At 65.7% G+C, this 19,812-nt stretch carries 19 protein-coding genes and 1 tRNA gene; 13 read left to right on the top strand and 7 right to left on the bottom strand.

The annotated features are described in order from the left end of the window. Positions 1–86: 86 nt before the first annotated feature. Positions 87–1,430: a nicotinate phosphoribosyltransferase gene (locus tag HMPREF1478_RS00245; protein ID WP_016460080.1), complete on the bottom strand. Its 1,344-nt coding sequence runs from the start codon at positions 1,428–1,430 to the stop codon at positions 87–89. An 81-nt stretch (positions 1,431–1,511) separates the two neighbouring features. Here HMPREF1478_RS00245 and clpS point away from each other — a divergent pair, with 81 nt between their 5' ends. Genes clpS through HMPREF1478_RS00225 form a run of 4 tightly spaced genes read left to right on the top strand, consistent with a single transcriptional unit; the run spans position 1,512 to position 4,020 of the window. Then, positions 1,512–1,799, top strand: coding sequence for an ATP-dependent Clp protease adapter ClpS (gene clpS, locus HMPREF1478_RS00240; RefSeq protein WP_016460079.1), 288 nt, complete (start codon positions 1,512–1,514; stop codon positions 1,797–1,799). Positions 1,800–1,802: 3 nt separating this feature from the next. After that, positions 1,803–2,375, top strand: coding sequence for a DUF2017 family protein (locus HMPREF1478_RS00235; RefSeq protein ID WP_016460078.1), 573 nt, complete (start codon positions 1,803–1,805; stop codon positions 2,373–2,375). 17 nt (positions 2,376–2,392) lie between these two features. Then, entirely contained in the window at positions 2,393–3,223 is an 831-nt protein-coding gene (murI, locus tag HMPREF1478_RS00230) for a glutamate racemase (RefSeq protein ID WP_016460077.1), read from the top strand. Beyond that, positions 3,220–4,020 carry an MBL fold metallo-hydrolase gene (locus HMPREF1478_RS00225; protein ID WP_016460076.1) on the top strand — a complete coding sequence of 267 codons (801 nt, stop codon included), beginning with the start codon at positions 3,220–3,222 and terminating at the stop codon, positions 4,018–4,020. Before murI ends, HMPREF1478_RS00225 begins: the two co-directional genes overlap by 4 nt. A 48-nt stretch (positions 4,021–4,068) precedes the next feature. Here the strand turns inward: HMPREF1478_RS00225 and HMPREF1478_RS00220 are convergent, their stop codons facing one another. Next, on the bottom strand, positions 4,069–4,986 hold the full coding sequence (locus HMPREF1478_RS00220) for a LysR family transcriptional regulator (protein WP_016460075.1): 918 nt from the start codon (positions 4,984–4,986) through the stop codon (positions 4,069–4,071). A gap of 86 nt (positions 4,987–5,072) precedes the next feature. Between HMPREF1478_RS00220 and HMPREF1478_RS00215 the strand changes: the two genes are divergently transcribed. Together HMPREF1478_RS00215 and HMPREF1478_RS10905 are read left to right on the top strand one after the other, a co-directional pair. Then, positions 5,073–5,405, top strand: a complete 333-nt coding sequence (locus HMPREF1478_RS00215) for a CBU_0592 family membrane protein (RefSeq protein WP_016460074.1) — start codon at positions 5,073–5,075, stop codon at positions 5,403–5,405. A gap of 280 nt (positions 5,406–5,685) precedes the next feature. After that, on the top strand, positions 5,686–5,808 hold the full coding sequence (locus HMPREF1478_RS10905) for a hypothetical protein (RefSeq protein WP_016460073.1): 123 nt from the start codon (positions 5,686–5,688) through the stop codon (positions 5,806–5,808). Between the two features lie 75 nt (positions 5,809–5,883). Here HMPREF1478_RS10905 and rdgB read toward each other — a convergent pair whose 3' ends face one another. Both rdgB and rph read right to left on the bottom strand, forming a co-directional pair. Next, on the bottom strand, positions 5,884–6,498 hold the full coding sequence (rdgB, locus tag HMPREF1478_RS00210; RefSeq protein WP_016460072.1) for an RdgB/HAM1 family non-canonical purine NTP pyrophosphatase: 615 nt from the start codon (positions 6,496–6,498) through the stop codon (positions 5,884–5,886). Continuing rightward, the gene (gene rph, locus HMPREF1478_RS00205; RefSeq protein WP_016460071.1) at positions 6,495–7,262 is read right to left on the bottom strand and encodes a ribonuclease PH; all 768 of its coding nucleotides are present in this window, start codon (positions 7,260–7,262) and stop codon (positions 6,495–6,497) included. The genes rdgB and rph overlap by 4 nt, the downstream gene beginning before the upstream one ends. Positions 7,263–7,298: 36 nt before the next feature. Here rph and nudC point away from each other — a divergent pair, with 36 nt between their 5' ends. After that, the gene (gene nudC / locus HMPREF1478_RS00200; RefSeq protein WP_016460070.1) at positions 7,299–8,234 is read left to right on the top strand and encodes an NAD(+) diphosphatase; all 936 of its coding nucleotides are present in this window, start codon (positions 7,299–7,301) and stop codon (positions 8,232–8,234) included. Positions 8,235–8,260: 26 nt separating this feature from the next. Further along, positions 8,261–10,276 (top strand): ATP-dependent DNA helicase UvrD2, encoded by a 2,016-nt coding sequence (locus tag HMPREF1478_RS00195; RefSeq protein ID WP_082157761.1) that lies wholly within the window; start codon positions 8,261–8,263, stop codon positions 10,274–10,276. On the opposite strand, the gene HMPREF1478_RS00190 is transcribed toward HMPREF1478_RS00195, so the two are convergent. Then, positions 10,254–11,156: a hypothetical protein gene (locus tag HMPREF1478_RS00190; RefSeq protein WP_016460068.1), complete on the bottom strand. Its 903-nt coding sequence runs from the start codon at positions 11,154–11,156 to the stop codon at positions 10,254–10,256. The genes HMPREF1478_RS00195 and HMPREF1478_RS00190 overlap by 23 nt on opposite strands. 110 nt (positions 11,157–11,266) lie before the next feature. Further along, complete coding sequence (locus HMPREF1478_RS00185) at positions 11,267–12,733, bottom strand: zinc-dependent metalloprotease (RefSeq protein ID WP_016460067.1); 1,467 nt, start codon at positions 12,731–12,733, stop codon at positions 11,267–11,269. A gap of 136 nt (positions 12,734–12,869) precedes the next feature. Here HMPREF1478_RS00185 and HMPREF1478_RS00180 point away from each other — a divergent pair, with 136 nt between their 5' ends. Further along, positions 12,870–14,048 carry a YlbL family protein gene (locus HMPREF1478_RS00180; RefSeq protein WP_016460066.1) on the top strand — a complete coding sequence of 393 codons (1,179 nt, stop codon included), beginning with the start codon at positions 12,870–12,872 and terminating at the stop codon, positions 14,046–14,048. 99 nt (positions 14,049–14,147) lie between these two features. On the opposite strand, the gene HMPREF1478_RS00175 is transcribed toward HMPREF1478_RS00180, so the two are convergent. Continuing rightward, complete coding sequence (locus tag HMPREF1478_RS00175; RefSeq protein ID WP_034474752.1) at positions 14,148–14,717, bottom strand: PPA1309 family protein; 570 nt, start codon at positions 14,715–14,717, stop codon at positions 14,148–14,150. Positions 14,718–14,893: 176 nt separating this feature from the next. Here HMPREF1478_RS00175 and HMPREF1478_RS00170 point away from each other — a divergent pair, with 176 nt between their 5' ends. The 4 genes from HMPREF1478_RS00170 to HMPREF1478_RS10750 all read left to right on the top strand — a co-directional run. Then, positions 14,894–17,935, top strand: a complete 3,042-nt coding sequence (locus HMPREF1478_RS00170) for a UPF0182 family membrane protein (protein WP_034474995.1) — start codon at positions 14,894–14,896, stop codon at positions 17,933–17,935. A gap of 483 nt (positions 17,936–18,418) precedes the next feature. Further along, positions 18,419–19,045, top strand: coding sequence for a hypothetical protein (locus tag HMPREF1478_RS00165; RefSeq protein ID WP_232207393.1), 627 nt, complete (start codon positions 18,419–18,421; stop codon positions 19,043–19,045). 103 nt (positions 19,046–19,148) lie between these two features. Continuing rightward, positions 19,149–19,225: transfer RNA gene (locus tag HMPREF1478_RS00160), tRNA-Met, on the top strand. Positions 19,226–19,372: 147 nt separating this feature from the next. After that, positions 19,373–19,812, top strand: a 440-nt coding sequence (locus HMPREF1478_RS10750) for a variant leucine-rich repeat-containing protein (RefSeq protein ID WP_016460062.1), incomplete at its 3' end; no start/stop codon positions are given.

The raw sequence follows: 19,812 nt of genomic DNA, 5'->3' as shown, positions 1-19,812 counted from the left end.
GGCGCACACTGACGTATCACGAGGCCCCGGCCTCGTCCCTCTGAGCGAAGGACGAGGCCGGGGCCTGGCCGCAGTGCGTGAAGCGGTCAGTCGACCTTCTCGTAGCGCGTGGGGATCGCGGCCTCGCCCTCGGAGAGGCGCCACGCCTGGTAGGGCAGCTCGTTGCGGGCACGCAGGTGGTGCTCCTGGGCGCGGGACAGAGCCTCGGAACCCCATGCAGCGGCGTCGATCTGGCCGCCGCGAACCAGCTGGACCTGCAGCGGGCGGGCGCCGCGCTCGGCGAGGAGTGCCTGGCCTTCTTCGAAGGACGTGCCGACGAGCAGGAGCTCCTCGGTCGCGTAGCCGTCCTCGCCCAGGACGCGGCCGGCGACCTTGCGCCCGCCGACCGTGGACTTCGACTCGGCCTTCTTGGCAACGAGCACGGTCTCGCCGTTGGAATCCTCGCGCTGGACGACCTTGTAGACCAGGGCGGCCGTCGGGACGCCAGAGCCCGTCACCAGCTTGGTGCCCACGCCGTAGGAGTCCACGGGGGCCGCGCCGAGGGCGGCGATCGCGTACTCGTCCAGATCGGAGGTCACCGTGATCTTGGTGGTCGTGGCGCCCATCGCGTCGAGCTGTCCGCGCACCTTGAAGGCCTCAGCGACCAGATCGCCAGAGTCCAGGCGAACCGCGCCCAGCTCGCCGCCCGCAGCGCGCGCGGCCTCGACCGCGTTGATGACGCCCTGCCTGATGTCGTAGGTATCCACGAGCAAGGTCGTGCCCGCGCCCAGCTTGGCGACCTGGGAATCGAAGGCATCGCGCTCGGTGTCGTGCAGGAGCGTGAAGGCGTGGGCGGCCGTGCCGATGCAGCGGATCCCGTAGCGCTTCGCGGCCTCGAGGTCGGAGGTGCCCTGGAAGCCACCGATGACGGCGGCGCGCGCGGCGGACACCGCGGCGCGCTCGTGGGCGCGGCGTGCACCCATGTCCATGCAGGGGCGGCCGTGGGCAGCGATCGTCATACGCGAGGCAGCCGAGGCCACCGCGCAGTCGTGGTTGAGGATCGACAGGAGCAGCGTCTCCAGGAGCGTGCAGTCCGCGAAGGTGCCCTCAACGGTGAGCAGAGGCGATCCGGAGAAGTAGCACTCGCCCTCGGCGTAACCCCAGATATCTCCGGTGAAACGCCACGAGGACAGGAACTGGGCGGCCTCCTCGGAGATGATCCCCTGGTCGCGCAGCCAATCGATCTGCTCGGCGTCGAACTCGAAGCGTTCCAGGGCCTCGAGAATGCGACCGGTACCGGCCACGACGCCGAAGCGACGCGTGGCGGGCAGGCGGCGCCCAAACAGCTCAAACGTGCAGCGACGATGCGCGGTGCCATCCTTGAGGGCGGCGTCGAGCATCGTGAGCTCGTACATATCAGTCAGCAATGAAGTAGATGTCGATGCAGGCATACTGTGAGCCTACCCTGAGAACCGTGTCACCGGGGTGCGAATTCGCTTCCCAGACACGTTCATTGCCCGTAGTGTTGACATATGACAACGATCCTCCAACCAGCGTCCCGCGCGCAGGAAGCACCCACCGCGGTGCCGCGCTGGCGTGCCGTCGTGTGGGACGATCCCGTCAATCTCATGAGCTACGTGAGCGCCGTTTTTCGGCAGTATTTCGGCTATTCCGCCGCGCGCGCGGAGGAGCTCATGATGGCCGTCCATACGCGCGGGCGCGCCACCGTCTCCACGGGAGTGCGCGAGCGCATCGAAGCCGACGTCATGGCCATGCATTCCTACGGGCTGCGCGCCACCATCGAAGAAGACAGAGACTAAACGATGGAAGGTTTCGCTCCTCGAGACGGCGGCTTTGCTTCGTCGATGAGTAGTGGCGAAGCGCTTCTCCTGCGCCAACTTGCCACCGAGGTCCTCGTTGTCCTTGATGACCCGGGAGACTTCGGCGTGACTCCGTCGACGCTGAGCGCGTTGACGGAAACCGAACAGCGTCGGGAAGCTCCGCCAGAACGAACGTTGCGGATGCTCCTTCCTTCCATGAGCGAGGACGGGGACGATGCCGCCCGGATGCGTGCCCTCACCGAGGATCTCCTGCGTCGTGAGAAGTCGGTGCGACTGCGCTCCATCGTCAGCGATCTTGACCACATCGTTCACGGCGAGACGGACACCCTCGTGATACGGCCCGGTGACGTGTGGTCGTGGCTGGGCGCCCTCAATGACATTCGGCTCGGCTTGGCTGGTGAACTGGACCTATCCGATGAAAGTGACGCGCAGCGGATTGAAGAACTGGCGATGAGTGAACCGACCGGGGAGCGTTCGCAAACTGTCGCCGCCATCTATATGCTCATCACATGGTGGCAGGACTCACTCCTGGAAGCCGTCAATAATTCGCAGTAACGCATAAGGTCGGATACATGAACAACGCCCCGATCGGAATTTTCGACTCGGGCCTAGGTGGGCTGACGGTTGCGCGCGCAGTCATCGATAAACTGCCCGATGAAGAGATCATCTACCTGGGCGACACCGAGCACACGCCTTACGGTCCTCGCGCTATTGCGCAGGTGCGCTCGCTGACGCTCTCCGCTCTCGACGAGCTGGCCTCGCGCGGCGTGAAGGCCCTCGTTATCGCTTGCAATACAGCGACGGCAGCTGCCCTCGCGGACGCTCGCGAACGCTACTGGATCGACGCCGGCATCCCCGTCATCGAGGTCATTACTCCGGCTGCCCGACAGAGCGTTATCGCCACCCGCAACCATCATGTTGGCGTTATCGGAACGAAGGCGACCATCCAGTCCGAGGCATACCTGCGTGCGCTCGCGGCCGTGCCTGGGCTGACGGTGAGCCAGCAGGCGTGCCCCGCTTTCGTCGACTTCGTCGAGGCCGGGGTGACCACGGGCGAAGAAATCGAGTCTGTGGCGCGCGAGTACCTCACTCCGCTGAAGGAAGCGGGCGTGGATACGCTGATCCTGGGCTGTACGCACTACCCGCTTCTCACCGGCGTGATCGGGCGCGTCATGGGTGAGGGCGTCACCCTGGTCACCTCCTCGGAGGCGACAGCGAACGTGACCTACAACGAGCTGGTGGACCGGGGGCTCTTGCATGACCCATGGCCTGCCGGGCAGGGGCCGCAGCATCAATTCCTGGCGACGGGTGCATCCGACGCTTTCCCGCGCTTGGCCAGGCGATTCCTCGGCCCCGAGGTGGGATCCGTTGTGCGCGTGAGCACCGGCGGTGGTGTCGCGTGAAGCTGACCGTCATCGGTGCGACAGGCTCGATGTCGGGGCCCGAGTCCCCCGCATCCTCCTACCTCATTCAAGCGCGCGGCATCGACCCGCAATCGGGCGGGGAGCGCGTGTTTTCGCTCGTGTGTGACCTGGGACCTGGTTCTTTTGGGGCGCTGTGGACGCACCTGTGTCCGTGTGACCTGGATGCGTTGGCCCTGTCGCACTGCCATGCCGACCATATGGGTGACATCATTTCGCTGCAGGTGTACCGCAAGTGGGGTCCCGGCTCCTGCGCCCTGCGGCCCGTGTCCCTGTTTGGGCCCGCGGAGACGATGCATCGTGTCCGTCAGATCGAGGGCGCCGCGCAGGATGAGTGCTACGAGGCTGAATTCGCTTTCACTCACCTGCAGGTGGGGGAGTCCTACCAGGTTGGCCCGATGACGATTCGTCCGTTCCGCGCCCTGCACCCGGTTGAGGCTTTTGGCCTGCGTATTGAGGGGCCTTCCGAGGATGATCCCTCCCGCCGTGTGTCCCTGTTCTATACGGGCGATACCGATCTGTGCGACACGATCGTCGAGGGGGCATCCGGTGTCGACGTCCTCCTGAGTGAGGTTGGCTTTACCTCTGAAGCCACCGAGCCCGACATGCATATGGACGGTGTGCGCGCGGGGACTCTCGCGACGAGGGCTGGGGTCGGGCGCATGATCGCCACCCATATTCAGCCGTGGACGCCCCGTGAGCAGGTCTCTTCGGAGATTCGTCAGGCGTGGAGCGGGCCTCTCGAATTCGCGGTTTCCGGCATGGAGGTCAGCCTCTGAGCAGTCCCTCGCCCCGTCGATCGGCGGGGCGAGGCCTGTGCGCACGTGTCAGTCCGAGGGCGTCGAGTAGGTGGCGTTGTGGCGCTTCCACTCGGCCAGATAGGCGGTGACGCGCGCGGGGCCTGCGGCCTTCGACCAGCCGTGATTTTTGTGCCGCAGCAGGATCTTGCGAGTGCCCAGTGACGGGAGGGGCGTGATGCGCATGCCCTCCGTATGTGCTCCCGCCAGTGCCATCGCGGGAAGGATTGTCGAGCCCGTGCGTGCTCGCACGAGGGAGCGGGCGGCCTCGTAGGTCGTGTACAGGTGCGGGGCCCAGCGTGTATCTGGGAATGCCTTGGTGATACGGCGCATGACGTGATCGCCGCTGGTCCCGGGATTGACGCGTAGCCATGTCAGGTCGGCCAGGTCTTCGATTGACCCGATCGGGGGAGCGGAGTCGGGGGTGACGAGCACCCAGGGTTCGTCGAGGAATGGAATATCCGTGTATCCGCGCGGGGGTAGGCCCGGGTCCTCGTCTCGTTCGATGACGAGGATGTCGTAGTGGCCGGTGCGTAGCGCCGCCATGCCGGGGGTCTCTTCGGTTTCCTCAATGCGCAGGTCGACGCCCGGGAGAGCCTCGACGAGGTCGGGGAGTGCGGGAATCAGGGTGGAGCGGCAGATCGTCAGGAAAGCGCCGATAGTGACCGTTCCCGTGACCTGTCCCGTCAGGGGGCGCAGGGCCTTGAGGGCTTCGGCGATGTCTGCGTTGATGCGTTCCCCGGCCTCGGCGACGATGGTGCCGGCGGGGGTGAGGATGGCTCCCGAGGTGGTGCGCTCAACGAGCTTGAGGCCGACTTCTTCCTCGAGTTTTTGGATCTGCTGGGATACTGCTGAGGGTGAGACCATGAGGATGTCTGCGGCGGCAACGATGCCGCCCTCACGTGCGACGGACAGCAGGAAAGGCAGGCGGCGAGGGTCGATGTCCACGCGTACTCCTTTGTTAAGTGAAACTGTAAGATAACTATAGAACCATTCAATTGTGCTTGACTAGCGGAAGGTGCATCATATGAGTCATGACGATCTTCTCTCTCGCAATCACGATCCTCGGATGGGTTGGCGCGGCCGCCTCCATCGCCGCCTACTACCTGGTGTCCTCCAAGCGCTTCGCCCCTGACTCGCTGCGCTACCACTCCCTGAATGTCTCCAGCTGCGTCCTGCTGGCGATCGCCTGCGCCTCGACCGGCGCATGGCCCTCCTTCCTGACGAACGCCATCTTTATTGGCGTCGGCTGCACCATGATCTGGCGTGTGCGCGACCGCCTCGCGCGCCGCATCATGCAGGTCGTTCGCTTCTTCGATGTGCGCCGCTACCTGCCGCGCCGTGTGCGACTGGCGCGCGCCCGCTGACTCGACGTTGAATTGGGGGTAGTGAGGGGGTGGGCCCAGGGCCTGCCCCCTCACTGTGTCCACGGGAGCGTCTCCAACAGGGTGTATCCACCGGCGGATTAATTAAGACGATCAGCGTTTCATGGTCAAGACTTTCTCAAGTGTTATCAAGGGAAAGTCTGTAAGTTGCACTTCACAGAAAAATTAGAAAATGTCGATGGAAAACGCGCGATTTTAGGCGCACTATATCAGTACGACGCGGTGACAGATCCATCGCACGGTACTCAAAGAGGAGCACACCATGTCTCGTTTTGTCGCAGATATCCTTCGTCGCTTCGCCCATCACTTCAGGGTGCGTCAAGAGACCAATCCCCTGCAGTTCTCGATGGACCGCCCCATCTTCGGTAACCTCGTCGCCCGTTGATGGCGCGCCTGCGGGCGCATCACACAAGTGCCGGACACCCTTGGGTGCCCGGCACGATTGTGTCTGCGCTGCGTGTCAGCCGCGCAGATACTCCACGATGTGGGGCATGAGCGCCCGGAAGGCGATGCCGCGGTGGCTGATCGCGTTCTTCTGCTCGGCGCTCATCTGCGCGGTCGTGACCTCGAAGCCGTCGGGGACGAAGATTGGGTCGTAGCCAAATCCGCCTTCGCCGCGCGGGGTGCGCGTCAGGGTACCGCGTACCTCGCCGCGCTTGATGAATTCGCGGCCATCGGGGGTGACGAGGACGGCCGCCGACACGAAGGCGGCGCCGCGGTGGCGGTCGGGCACATCGGAGAGCTGATCAAGCAGAAGATGCAGGTTCGCTTCGTCGTTCCCGTGGGATCCGGACCAGCGCGCGGAGAAGATGCCGGGTGCTCCACCCAGCACGTCCACGGTGATTCCGGAGTCGTCGGCGATGGCCGCCAGGCCGGTGGCGCGAGCCAGGGCGTGGGCCTTGATCAGCGAATTTTCTTCGAAGGTCACTCCGTCCTCAACCGGGGAAGCCACGTCGAAATCGCTCATGCGAGCCACGCAGCCTGTCTCGAAGCCTTCCCACGCGGGGGCCAGAATGGCCTCAAGCTCGCTGACCTTGTGAGCGTTGGAGGTCGCGAAGACCAGGCGCGCGCTCACGGGCGCACCTCGACGCGTTCCATGAGGGGTGCCTCGAGCGCGAGCTTCTGCGCGCGGGCGAGCTCGGCATTGCCCAGAGTTGCCAGGTCGAGGAGCTCGCCCAGCTCATCGCGGTTGAAAGGCGCGTGCTCGGCGGTGCCCTGCACCTCGATGAAGCGACCGTCGCCGGTCTGGACGACGTTCATGTCGGTCTGCGCGCGCACGTCCTCAACATAGGGAAGGTCCAGCATTGGGGTGCCGTCGATGACACCCACGGAGATCGCGGAGATCGAGTCGGTGAGGACCTTCGCGGAGGGCTTGAGGATGCCCTGGTCCTTCGCCCAGGACACCGCGTCGGCCAGGGCCACGTAGGCGCCGGTGATAGCCGCGGTGCGGGTGCCGCCGTCGGCGCGCAGAACGTCGCAGTCCAGGACGATGGTGTTCTCGCCGAGAGCGGCCACGTCCACGATGCCGCGCAGGGAACGTCCGATGAGGCGTGAAATCTCCTGGGTGCGTCCGCCCACCTTGCCCTTGACAGATTCGCGGGAGGAGCGCTGCTCGGTCGCGCGCGGGAGCATCGAGTACTCGCCGGTCACCCAGCCCTCGCCGGAGTCGCGCTTCCAACGCGGCACGCCCTCAGTGAAAGAGGCGACACACAGGACACGGGTGTTGCCGAACTCGATGAGGGCAGAGCCCTCGCCGGTACCCGACCAGCCGCGGGTAATGGAGACGGGACGGAGCTGGGACGGGGTGCGCCCATCGGCGCGCAGGGGAGTATCAGTCATAGTGCCTAGGGTAGCCCACCGCGTTACCGTGGAGTTATGAGTCTTGATCTACCTCTCGTTCGCGGTCACGTTGATCCGGCGGTCGCGCTGCGCGATTCCGTGGCTCCCGCCGCCCTCGTGCGCGCCGGTGAGGCCGACGTTATCGTCGTTGACGCTGCCGGTTTCGTCCTCCTCGACGAGGCCGGGGCGCGTCGCACGGATACCCCGGTCCTGCGGCGCCTGCGTGGGGATGAGGCTGCGCGCGGCCTCGAGGGGGCCACTGCCTCGTTCATCGGTGTGGCGGGTGGACGCAGTGTCGTCGCGATCGAGACCAGCCGGGACGAGGTCCGAGGTCACTGGGAGCACCTGCGTGCGGTTGGGTGGTGCCTCGATGGCGACGACGCGGCCCTGGCGCTGACCGCGCTCGCTCTGGCGGGGTGGCATGCGAATTACCGGCACTGCCCGCGCTGTGGGGCGCCGGTGCACCTGGTGTCCGGCGGGTGGGCCGCGCGATGTGAGACGTGCGACCGCCTGGAGTATCCGCGCCAGGATCCGGCAATCATCGTCCTGGTCCAGGACCACGATGGGCGCGTGCTCCTCGCGCATAACGCGCTGTGGCAGCCCGGTTTTGTCTCGATCATCGCCGGCTACGTCGAGGCCGGGGAGTCCCCGGATGTGACGGTTGCGCGTGAGGTTGCCGAGGAGGTCGGCGTCGATATCGAGACGCCCACGTACGTTGCGACGCAGCCCTGGCCTTTCGGGCGGTCGCAGATGATGGGATACCGCGCGCGAACACTCGAGGCGCACCCGACACCGCAGGCGGACGGCGTGGAAATCGAGTGGGCGCGCTTCTACAGTCGCGAGGAGCTGACGCGCGCGCTCGAATCCGGTGAGATCAGCGCGCCGGGTCGCGCCTCAATCGCTTACGCGCTCCTTCGGGAATGGTATGGCGCCGACCTGCCGAGCGGGCCCGAGGGTGCGGGACGCAAGTGAGCGTGGGCGATGAAAGAATGGGGGCCATGAACCCCGAGGAACTGCTGAACGCCCTGGATCCTGATCAGCGCGCCGTCGCCACGCAGGTAGCCGGACCGCTCGCCGTTCTGGCCGGTGCGGGCACCGGCAAAACTCGCGCGATTACGTACCGCATCGCCTACGGGGCAGCCGTCGGCGCCTTCGATCCATCGAACGTCTTGGCCGTGACCTTCACGCAGCGCGCGGCCTTCGAAATGCGCCATCGCCTGGCGCAGTTGGGGGTCCCGAAGGCGCAGGCGCGCACCTTCCACTCCGCGGCGCTGCGCCAGCTGCGCCACTTCTGGCCCACCGTCGTGGGCGGGCCGCTGCCCGACGTCATCCCACATAAGGCATCCCTCGTTGCGGCCTCAGCCGCTCGCCTGGGGATCACGATCGACCGCACGAACGTACGCGATATCGCGGCCGAGGTCGAATGGGCGAAGGTGTCGATGGTCGACGCCGCGCACTACGCGTCGCGTGTGGCTCGCCTGCGACGTGACGTGCCCGCCGGGCTGGACGCGGCCGACATGGCGCGCCTCCTCGACGTGTATGAGGATGCGAAGAACGAGCGCGGTGTCATCGACTTTGAGGACATCCTCATCTACCTGTGCGGCATGCTGCAGGAACGCGCGGACGTCGCCTCCATCGTGCGCAAGCAATACCGCTCCTTCGTGGTCGATGAGTTCCAGGACGTCAACCTCCTCCAGGCCCGTCTGCTCGACCTGTGGCTGGGCGGTCGCCACGATGTGTGCGTCGTCGGCGATGTCGCGCAGACCATTTATTCCTTCACGGGGGCGTCCCCGGATTACCTGACGGGTTTTGGACGCAAGCATCCGGGTGCTCGCATCGTGGAGCTGACCCGCGACTACCGTTCGACTCCGCAGATCGTGAGCTTGGCGAACGACGTCCTGGCTCGCTCATCCCAGCGCGAGGGTACGGTGCGCCTGTCGAGCCAGCGCGACGGCGGCGCCCAGGTCACCTATCGGACCTACGACGATGATCGGGCAGAGGCGGAGGGTGTTGCGGCCGCGATCGCCGACCTCATCGACGCGGGGATGGCGCCCCATTCGATTGCCGTCCTCATGCGCACCAACGGCCAGTCCCAGGCTTTCGAAGAGGCGCTGGGTGCGCGCGGAATCCCCGTGGCCGTCGCAGGAGGCAAGCCCTTCTTTGCGCGCGACGACGTGCGCACCGCCATCTCGCGTCTGCGTGCCGCGGCGGCGGCAGCAACCGATGAGGGGAGCGTGGGCGAGATCGTGCGCGACGTCCTGTCGGGCGTCGGCTGGGCGCCCGAGGCCCCCTCCGGTCAGGCGGGTTCCGAGCGCTGGTCGAACATGAACGCGATCGTCGGCTGGGCGGACGACAGTCAGGCGCAGACACTGCCAGCCTTCGTCGCCGAACTCGACGAGCGCGTCGCCTATCAGGTCGAACCAGACAAGGCAGGAGTCGAGCTCGCCACGATCCATGCGGCCAAGGGCCTCGAGTGGGACGCCGTTTTCCTCGTTGGCGTCGCCGAGGGCCTCCTGCCGATCTCCTACGCAAAGACAGCCGCGGCGCGTGAGGAGGAACGTCGCCTGCTGTACGTGGCGATCACGCGTGCGCGCGACCTACTGACCGTGTCGTGGGCGCGCTCGCGGGGGGCCGATGGGCGCGGCAAGCGCAAGCGTAGTCGCCTGCTCGACGGTATCTGGCCCGAGGAGGCGCGTGTGGGCGCCCCCAAGAAGAGGGCTCGTGCCTCCACGCGTGCCCTCAACCAGGCCTTCGAAGAGGAGGCCTCACCCCAGGCGATCGAGCTGTTTGGGCGCTTGAAGGCCTGGCGCCTCGAGGTGTCACGCCAGGCGGGGGTGCCTCCCTTCGCGGTCTTCACCGATCAGACGCTGCGCGACATCGCGCAGGCCATGCCAAAGAACACGACGCAGCTGCGCGTCATTCGCGGCATCGGAGACGTGAAGGTGCAGCGCTTCGCCGCCCCCGTTCTCGCACTTGTGCGCGGCGAAGAAGTCATCGTCGACGAAGGGGCGTGAGCGAGGAAGCGAGCCCGTCGATGCCACACACGCACTCGGTTGCGGGCTCCACCTCTTCGACGCGCACCGACCCGTCCTCGCCAATCGTCGCGACCTGCGCGCACTGCGATTCGGTGAGCGTCCCCGAGGCGAAGTCCATGACCAGTTGGCCGATGCGTTGAGCGGCCGCAAAGTGAGCGAGCAGAGCCAGTGGCGCGAGCGGCCAGCTTTCCAGCTCGCGCAGGTGTGCCAGGTGGAACGGGTCCGCTGCAGCGCGTGCGTGCTGTGAGCACTGGTAGCAGGGGGTGACGCCCGGGATAACGAACGGACCCACTTCGTAGGAGTGTTCGCCGCGCGTGACGATGAGGTGCGCAGCATCGTGCGCGGTCAGCTCGAAGGGGATACCTGGGTCGACGACCCGATCCGCGGAAACAATCGAAAGCTCGGGTGTGCCCTGTGCGTAGAGCTGCGAGAGTGGGATGAGATCGCGCAGGGTGCGGCGTACTGCCCGATGGCGCGGTGTGCCCGTGTAGTGGCCTCCGAACACGCGGTCCCAATCCTCGTCGACCAGGGTGTGGGTCTCGATCGATAGCGACAGTGAGAACGTGTCGACGAGGCTGTGGAGGGCAAGGAGGGTTGCGGGCACTGCCCCGACGATGCCGAGTGCCAGGTGGGGGAGTGCTTCGCTGGAATCCGTCAGGCGCGCCTGGGTCAGGGCCGCGAGAAGCTCCGGCGAGGCCTGGGTCTCCTCACGCTCGTGGGCGGGGTGCGCCTGATTGCTGAGCCAGATCTGGTCGCCCGCGTGCAGGTTGTCGAGCAGGACGTGTCGGCTGCGGTCGCCGCCGACCTGGACGCTGCCCGGGCCGCGCCAGAGGATCGCCGTATTGTGTGCCAGGTTCATGTTAGTCTCCTTCGGTTTGTACCTGATGGAGCTATGATGAACCTCAATGGCCATCGTGTGTGGGCGTTTGGAAAATCTGTGGAAAACTTGTCAGATCTCTTTAGAACGTCTCAGTTCGTCTCGTCCGGATCGTCCGCTTCCCCCGCGTCCGATGAGGACTCATCCGAACCGGCCGAGGCCTCGTCCCCGGGCTGCAGTCCGTCCGCCCAACCGAGCGTCCCGTCGAGAAGAGAGGTCAGCGCAGCGTCGATATCCGCGTCCTCCTCCGCAGCCGCACGGCGCAGGGTCAGGAACGTGTCGGGCGTGGCCAGCTCAGTCTCCGTGGGCACCATGTCCGGATGCGACCATAGGGCTTCGCGGGCCTCGCGACCGCCGTCTGCCTCCACCAGGGTGAAGATGGACGCTGCGCCGCGAGCCTGACGCGGGCGCATCTTCAGTCCCATGAGAGTCCCCAGGATCTCTTCGGCGGGACCGCCCGAGGCGCGGCGACGGCGCATCATTTCGCGCAGCGCATCCGCGTGGGGCAGGTAGGGCAGGGTGGCCTGGGCCGTGACGACCTCGACCCAGCCCTCAATGAGGGCGAGCATTGTCTCCAGGCGCGTCAGGGCACGGCGCTGGTCCGGCGTGGTCGATAGCGCAAACACGCCGCCGCTGAGCGCCGATTCCACGGACTGCGGATCCGAGGGGTCAACTGATCGGGCGGCCTCGGTGATCGCCTCTGTGTCGATCGCGATCTGAGAGGCGTAGCGCTCGACAGCGCGCACAAGGTCGCCCTCGAGCCACGCCACGGACGCGAAGAGGCGCCGGTGCGCAGCCTCGCGTACGGCGAGGAACTGGCGCACCTCGTCGAAGGGCACGTCAAGCCCCTCGGAGAACTGGGCGATGTTGTGGGGGAGGAGAGCCGCGTGCGAGGTATCCGACAGGGGAATGCCCGTGTCAAACGTGCCGAAAGATTCGCCCGCCAGAGCAGCCAGGACGCGTGAAATCTGAGCGGAGAACATCATCGCCGACAGGCGCGGCATCATCTCCTGAGTCTTGCCGAGCATCGCCGCCATGCCGTCGGGAAGCGAAGCGGAATCGTCGAGGCCGCCCTGCCCGAACTGCTCAGACAGCGCTGCAGACAGCGCGCGCGACACGTTCAGGGCAATTGGCTCGCAGATGCGCTTCCAGGTGGGGATCGTGTTTTCGACCCACGACACCCTGCTCCACACATTGCGCGTCACCGGGCCCGATGCGAAGTCCGTGACCGCGTCGAGCCACAGGTCCGCGACCGTCATCGCCTGACGTGCAGCCTCTGCCTCGGTGGCCGTGGGGGCAGGGTCGCCGCTGGCGTACGCGGCCTGCTTCGCGCCGTCCTCCACCAGGCGCCAATTGACCGGACCGGCCGTCGTGTTCATGAGGAACTGGAACTGGCCCATCGCGGCGCGCATGCGCGCAGGATCGGAAAACTCCGCGGGCAGGTTTGCGGGGTCAAAGCCCTGCGCCTGTAGCGCGCGAGCGGCCTCGGCCGCGGCCTCGTCGCCCAACACGGAGCGCAGGAAATCCTCAAAGGGGGTGCCGGACTCGTTCTCGTTCATGAGCTCAGCCTAGCGAGCGCTCGTGCGACTCAGCTGGCAAATCCCTGCGAAAACGCTGAGAGCTGAACGCGTTGGGCCCGGCGCGCGTGCAACCGCGCCCCGCGTGGGACACAATGACACGGTGAGTGACACGCACATGACCTCGTCAGTCGACAATATCCTGCCCTTCGAGCAGACTCCGACGAAACGTACACCGATCATCAGCTGGCGTATCCTCACAGCCATCCTGGCTGCTCTCGCGATGGTCGTGATCCTCTTCCTGGTCCCTGTTCCCTTCGTGGTCAATAGCCCCGGCCCGACGTTCAACGTGTTGGGGTCGGATAAGGGTGTCCCGGTCCTCGAGATCGACGGGACTGATCCGACGACGGGAGAACCGGTCGAGCAGGATGAACCCCAGTCCGCTTCGTATCTCGATCCCGCGAAGCCCGGGCAGGGTCAGCTGCGCATGGTGACGGTCTCCGAGTCGGGCAGTCCGGACTCCCGCCTGAATTTCGCTCAGCTGATCGCCGCCTACCTCGACCCTCACAGCAAGATCATGGACTACGAGTCGGTGTATCCCGAAGGAACCACACGCCAGCAGGTGAGCGACGCTCAGCTGGCCATGATGCGTAACTCGCAGACGACGTCCCAGGTCGCAGCCCTCGAGTACCTCGGCTGGAACGTTCCCGCGACCGTCACTATCGAGGGGGCGGTGGAGGGCTCGAACGCCGAGGGGATCGTCGAGCAGGGCGATATCTTGCGTGCCATCACTACTCCGGACGGGACCCGCCACGAGGTCGCGGACGCGGTCACGCCTTTCTCGCTCATGCGCACGGTCCCCGCGGGATCGACGATGACGCTGACGGTCGAGAGGAACGGTGAGACCCAGGAGCTCACCTTCGACTCCGTGGCAGCCTCGGCAACGGAAAGCGGGTCGAAGCTGGGTATCTACCTCTCCGTCGATCCTTCCCTGCCCGTCACCATCAGCGTCAACATCGAGGGTGTGGGAGGCCCGAGCGCCGGCATGATGTTCTCGCTGGGCATCATCGATCGCCTCACCCCCGGAGATATGACCGGCGGCAATTCGATTGCGGGCACCGGAACCATGTCCTATGACGGTCAGGTCGGCGCCATCGGAGGCATCCAGCAGAAGCTGTGGGGTGCGCACCGCGACGGAGCCCAGTGGTTCCTCGCCCCTTCCACCAACTGCGACGAAGTCGTTGGGCACGTCCCCGACGGCATGCACGTCGTCTCGGTGTCCACCCTCGACCAGGCAGTCTCCGCCGTTCACTCGATCGCCGACGGCACCGGGGATAGCTTGCCGACCTGCCAGTAGCGCTTGTTAGCCCACCCACCGCCTTCGGCCGGTAGGGTACGAGAGGGCCCCGGCCTCGTCCTTCTGGTCCGGGACGAGGCCGGGGCCTCCTCGTGATTCTCAGGCTTGCTCGTCCGTCACCGGCTCGAGCGACGCGCGCAGGGCGTCAACCAGGGCGGGAACGAGGTTCGAGCCCTGCCCGACCTTGTCATCGGAGTCGAAGGCGCGGGTGCGCAGCGCACACCAGGACTCACCGGTGCGCATGACGCCCACCGCCAGGCGCACGTCGGTGCGCAGCGGGTGGTTGGCCACGAATGCGAGGGCTTCCTCGGGGTCCTCGGGGGCCTCGTCCTCAACCTCCGGGGGGACGACGATGCGCTCGACCGTGATCGCCGCACCGGGCACCGTCTCGGGCCACGCCAGGTGCGCCAGGACCTGCTCGATGTCGTCGTCGGCCAGGTCCTCCTGGATGATGGCGCTCAGGTGATCATCGCTGCCATCCCAGCCAGAGCGCAGCTGTGCGGCGATGTCGGCGGGCAGATTCGGGTCAGCCAACAGCGTCGCCGTGGGAACCAGCGCATAGATGGAAGGCGCGTGATCCCAGCCCACCCGGGCAGCGCCCTTCTCGATATCGACAACCACGTTGGCCAGCGCGATCTCGCGCGCACTCGGCATCATCTCAACAGTCATGCCTCCCATAATCTCACGGAGAGCGAATAAGACCGAGGCGAAGTTAGACCTGTGCGCAGCTACACTGGATTGAAGCTATCGGTTTGACAGAGAGGAATGCCGTGAGCTTCGATTTTTCAGTCTTTCCCCCGGGCGGAGCGCGCGCTCCGCGAGACCCTGATCGTGCGCCCAGGCAGCTGACCGTCCGCAAGCCGGGTCCCGCCGGTATCACGATTGTGGCGCTGGCGATCATCGGAGCCATCATCTACGCGGCATCCATCGTGTGGACCGAGATCCTGTGGTTCCGTCAGATGAGCGCCACACGCGTCATCCTCACCCAGTGGGGAGCGCACATCGGCCTATTTGTCGTTGGCTTCGTCGTGGCGACGGCCCTGATCTTCTTCTCGATGTCCTTCGCCTACCGGCATCGTGCGTCCTCTACCCGCGGCGAGGCCTCGGCTGCCCTGCGCGGCTACCAGGAGGCACTCGAACCTATGCGTCGCCTCGCGTTCTGGGGCGTCGCTCTCTTCTTTGGCTTCTCCAACGGCGCGCGCCTGGCCACCGAATGGCGCACACTCCTGCAGTTCCTCAACCGTTCCTCCTTCGGGCAGGTTGACCCCCAGTTCGGGCTGGACATCTCCTTCTTTGTGTTCGTCCTGCCCGCACTTAAGGTGCTCGTCTCCTTCCTCATGACGGTCACCAGCATCGGCCTGGTCGCAGCAATCATCGTGTCCTACCTGTACGGGACGATTCGCCTCGCCCCGCGTCCTCACGCCTCCAAGCAGGCGCGCTTGCAGACCGGCATGATGGCGGCCTGCCTGTCCCTGTTTATCGGCGTGAACTACTGGCTGGGCCGCTACGAGCTGCTCACTTCGGATTCCGGCTCCATTCACGGCGCCATGTACTCCGATATCAACGCGACGCTGCCGGCGCACTCGATTCTGGCGGTCATCTCCGGCCTCGTCGCGGTCCTCTTCGTCGTCGCGGCCTTCAAGGGCACGTGGCGCCTGCCGGTCACCGGCGTGGCGGTCACTGTCGTCGCCGCCCTCGTTCTGGCTGGCGCCTACCCGGCCCTCGTCGAGCAATTCCGCGTGCGCCCCAACCAGCGCACCCTTGAGTCGCCCTACATTCAGCGAAACATTGATGCGACGCTGGCCGCATACGGGCTCGATAACGTCGACTACCAGACGAACTACGACGCGGCGACGACTGCCTCTGCCGGTCAGTTCGACAACGACGCACTGACCTCCCAGGTGCGTCTCCTGGACCCCAAGGTCATCACGAAGACCGTCCAGCAGCTCCAGCAGTCGCGCCTCTACTACGGCTTCAACTCCGGCATGAAGGTCGATCGCTACAACGTGGGTGGGGAACGGCGCGACACGGTGATCTCCGTGCGCGAGCTCAACCTCTCGGGCCTGTCCGCCGAGCAGCAGACCTGGGTCAACCAGCACACCGTCTACACGCACGGCTACGGCGCTGTCGCCGCCTACGGTAACCAGCTGACCAGCGACGGCCTGCCGTCCTACTGGGAGCAGTCCGTGCCCTCGGTCGGTGAAATGGGTGACTACGAGGAACGCGTCTACTTCAGCCCCGGTTCGCCCGACTACTCCATCGTCGGAGCCCCCGAAGGCGCCGACCCGCAGGAGCTCGACTACCCGGATGACACCGCGGTGGGCGGCCAGGTCTCCACGACGTTCACCGGCAACGGTGGCCCGTCCGTGGGCAACGTGTGGAATAAGCTCCTGTACGCGATCAAGTTCGGTTCCACGGACCTCTTCTTCTCCTCTCAGACGAACGAGGCCTCCCAAATCCTGTATGACCGCGACCCGCTGCTGCGCGTGTCCAAGGTCGCGCCCTACCTGACGCTCGAGCAGTCCGCCTACCCGGCGGTTGTCGACATGGACGGGGACGCCTCGACCCCCAAGCGCCTCGTGTGGGTCGTCGATGCGTACACGACCACGAACAACTATCCCTACGCCCAGCACGAGTCGCTCTCGGATGCAACGGTCGACTCGCAGTCCACGCAGATGGGCCAGTATGTGCAGGCGAACAAGATCAACTACATGCGTAACTCCGTCAAGGCCGTCGTCGACGCCTACGACGGGTCAGTGCGCCTGTTCCGCTGGGACGATCAGGATCCGATCCTGCGCACGTGGGAGAAGATCTACCCCGGCAGCGTCGAACCTATGTCCGCTATCTCCGGCGACCTCATGAGCCACCTGCGCTACCCCGAGGACATGTTCAAGGTGCAGCGCAACCTGCTGGCCACCTACCACGTGACCGACGCGGCTGGCTTCTACTCCGGTGGTGACCGCTGGCGTCTGGCCGAGGAGACCTCCACCTACGGCGCGGCTTCATCCACCGACTCGAGCCCGCGCATGGATGCGGCAGGCAACCCGCTGCCCGCACCGACCGCCCTGCAGCCCCCGTACTACCTGACCATGCAGATGCCCGGCCAGGATAGCGCCGAGTTCTCACTGACCTCCGTCTTCGTCCCCGGTGGCGGCGGCGAGGGGCGTCGCGAGGCCATGGCGGGCTTCCTCGCGGTGGACTCGGAGACGGGCAACACGCCGGGCCAGGTGCGTGAGGGATACGGCAAGCTCCGCTTGCTCGCTCTGCCCTCGTCGACGACCGTGCCCGGCCCCGGCCAGGTCCAAAACAAGTACGACTCTGACGAGAAGATCGCCACCCAGCTCAACCTGCTCAACCAGGCCGATTCGACGGTCATCCGAGGCAACCTCCTGACCCTGCCGGTCGGCGGCGGTCTGCTCTACGTGCAGCCCGTCTACGTGCAGGGCACCGGGTCGGCGTCATACCCCGTGCTTCGCTCGGTGCTCACCGCCTTCGGTGACAAGGTCGGATTCGCGCCGACCCTCGAGGAGTCGCTGCGCCAGCTTGTCTCGGACGATTCAGGCTCGTCAACCTCTCCCGGTACGACGACTCCACCGTCGGGGGACACCTCGCAGTCGGGTGCGAGCTCATCAGATGCGAGCACCCAGCTGTCCCAGGCCGTTAGCGACGCTGCGCAGGCCATGCGTGACGCGGATGCCGCGATGAGCAAGGGCGACTGGACGGCATACGGCGAGGCTCAGACGCGTCTGCACGATGCCCTGACTCGTGCGGAGGCCGCGCAGGCGGCGCTCGGTACATCCTCGTCGGCGACCCCGAACTCAGGTACGCCGACGCCCACTCCGAGCCCGAGCGCATCCGCCACGAGCGGAGCACAAAGCGGCTCATAGGCGCTCTCTGTGCGATGCGCGCCCGGCCCTGCCGATCACGTTGTGAGGTGGGCCGGGCGCGTCCCATGTGCGGTGGTGTTTGTGCACGGTCGGGAAAGCCCCTCCGTGTGTTTCGTCATGTCGGTAGTGCGCTGCCGATATGATGAAGATCATGCGTGCTCACGCGCCACCAACACACGTGGAAGGAACCTGACAGTGAGCAATTCTCAAATCCCGAATCCCCTGCCCAACCCTCCCGGCGGTGCACGTGGGGTTTTCACTGCTCCCGGTCAATTCTCCGGTGCTGCTCAGGGGGGCCCGTACCAGGGTGGCGCTCAACCGATGCCCGCACCGCAAGCCTGGGGACAGCCGGGCCCCTACGCGGCTGCGCCGAGTCCGAAGCGTCCACCGCTCTCCACGCGCGTGCGGGTCTGCCTGAGGCTTGTGCTAATCCTTTCGGTAATTGCGCTCGTTAACCAATTCACTCCCTATTTCATCGACGACTTGAGCATCTTCTTCGAGCGTTTTACGAGCGTCTGGTTCTATGAGTCAGTCATTATGTACATCGTGGCGATCGTGCTGTCCGCTGTCGCGCTCCAAAAACGAAGCAACGCAGTGCGCTACGCTCTGGTCGGCGTCGTTCTCGTGTCCTTCCTGCTCATTGACCCGGTGCTCGCCGTCCTGGAAGGCGGGCGCTGGTACTGGCTATTTATGCCTCCGACGCTCCATCCGTCGGTCTTTGGTGATGTTTGGTATGCCTCCTTGCTCGTTGTGCGTATGGTTCTGATCTGGCTGATCGTGCGCTCGATTGTCATCATTGCCATTGTCCTTGCTGTGCCCGACCGGCGTCCCTCTGCTTCCACCCCCGTCGGTGCCCCCTTCGGTGCTCCGGTCGGCTATTACCCTCACGCGGCAGCACCGGCGCAGACTGTGTCGCCGCAGGGAGCTCCGATGCAGGTGCCGACGAATCAGCCTGCACCCCCTCAGGGAGCTCCGATGCAGGTGTCGCCAACCCAGCCCGCGTCGCCCCAAGGGATGCCGGTGCAGACTTCGAGTCCCACCCTTGCGCCTCCGAGTGGAGCGCCCGTCGTGCCCGGGACTCCGGATGATTCCGCGTCGGCCCCGCAGTAGAGCTTCGGTTCGACTGCTCCTGACAGCGTCCCGTAGCTAGGACGTACATCACCGCGTTCGGTTTGTGTCCTCCCGTTGGATGCTCTAAAGTATCTAAAGCCGACGCGGGGTGGAGCAGTTCGGTAGCTCGCCGGGCTCATAACCCGGAGGTCGCAGGTTCAAATCCTGTCCCCGCTACCACCACAGACCCGGTCCCGTGAGGGGCCGGGTCTTTTGTTTGCCACCGGCATGTCAAAGGGTAAGCGCCTTGACTAATCCGCGTCTCGACGCGATAGTATTGGATGTTCGCCATCAGGAACTGCGCCTTCGGGTGCGAGAGGAATTGAGATGAGCACTATTGATCTGTCGCAGCTCACCGCTGCAGACATGAGCAATCCGGCGCTGACAGCACAGGATCTCGCCGATATCACCGCCGCTCGTGCGGATCTGCATCCGTATGTGGCGTCGCACCCGTCGCTGTACCCTGCGCTTGCCCAGTGGCTGGCTAACCGAGGTGTCGTTCCCGCGCAGCCCCCCGTGGCTCAGCCCGCTCCCACCTCCGCGCCCGTGCAGCCCTCCGACCCCTTCAGCCCGCAGGTCGCTGAGCCGACGGCGCAAAATGCTCCCGCTGGTGAGCCTGCGCCCGTGCAGGCTGAGCCGGTGCAGTCCGATGCGTGGGGTGCTCCTCAAACTGAGGCTGCTCCCGTGGTTGAGGAGGCTCAGCCGGTCGTTGAGCCTGAGCCGGTTGTCGAGCCCGAGCCTGTGGTTGAGCCTGTGCAGTCCGATGC

Source organism: Actinomyces sp. HPA0247 (assembly GCA_000411415.1).
GTDB lineage: Bacteria > Actinomycetota > Actinomycetes > Actinomycetales > Actinomycetaceae > Pauljensenia.
The sequence above is the reverse complement of the archived record's forward strand: the minus strand, read 5'-3'. Positions and strand labels throughout refer to the sequence as shown.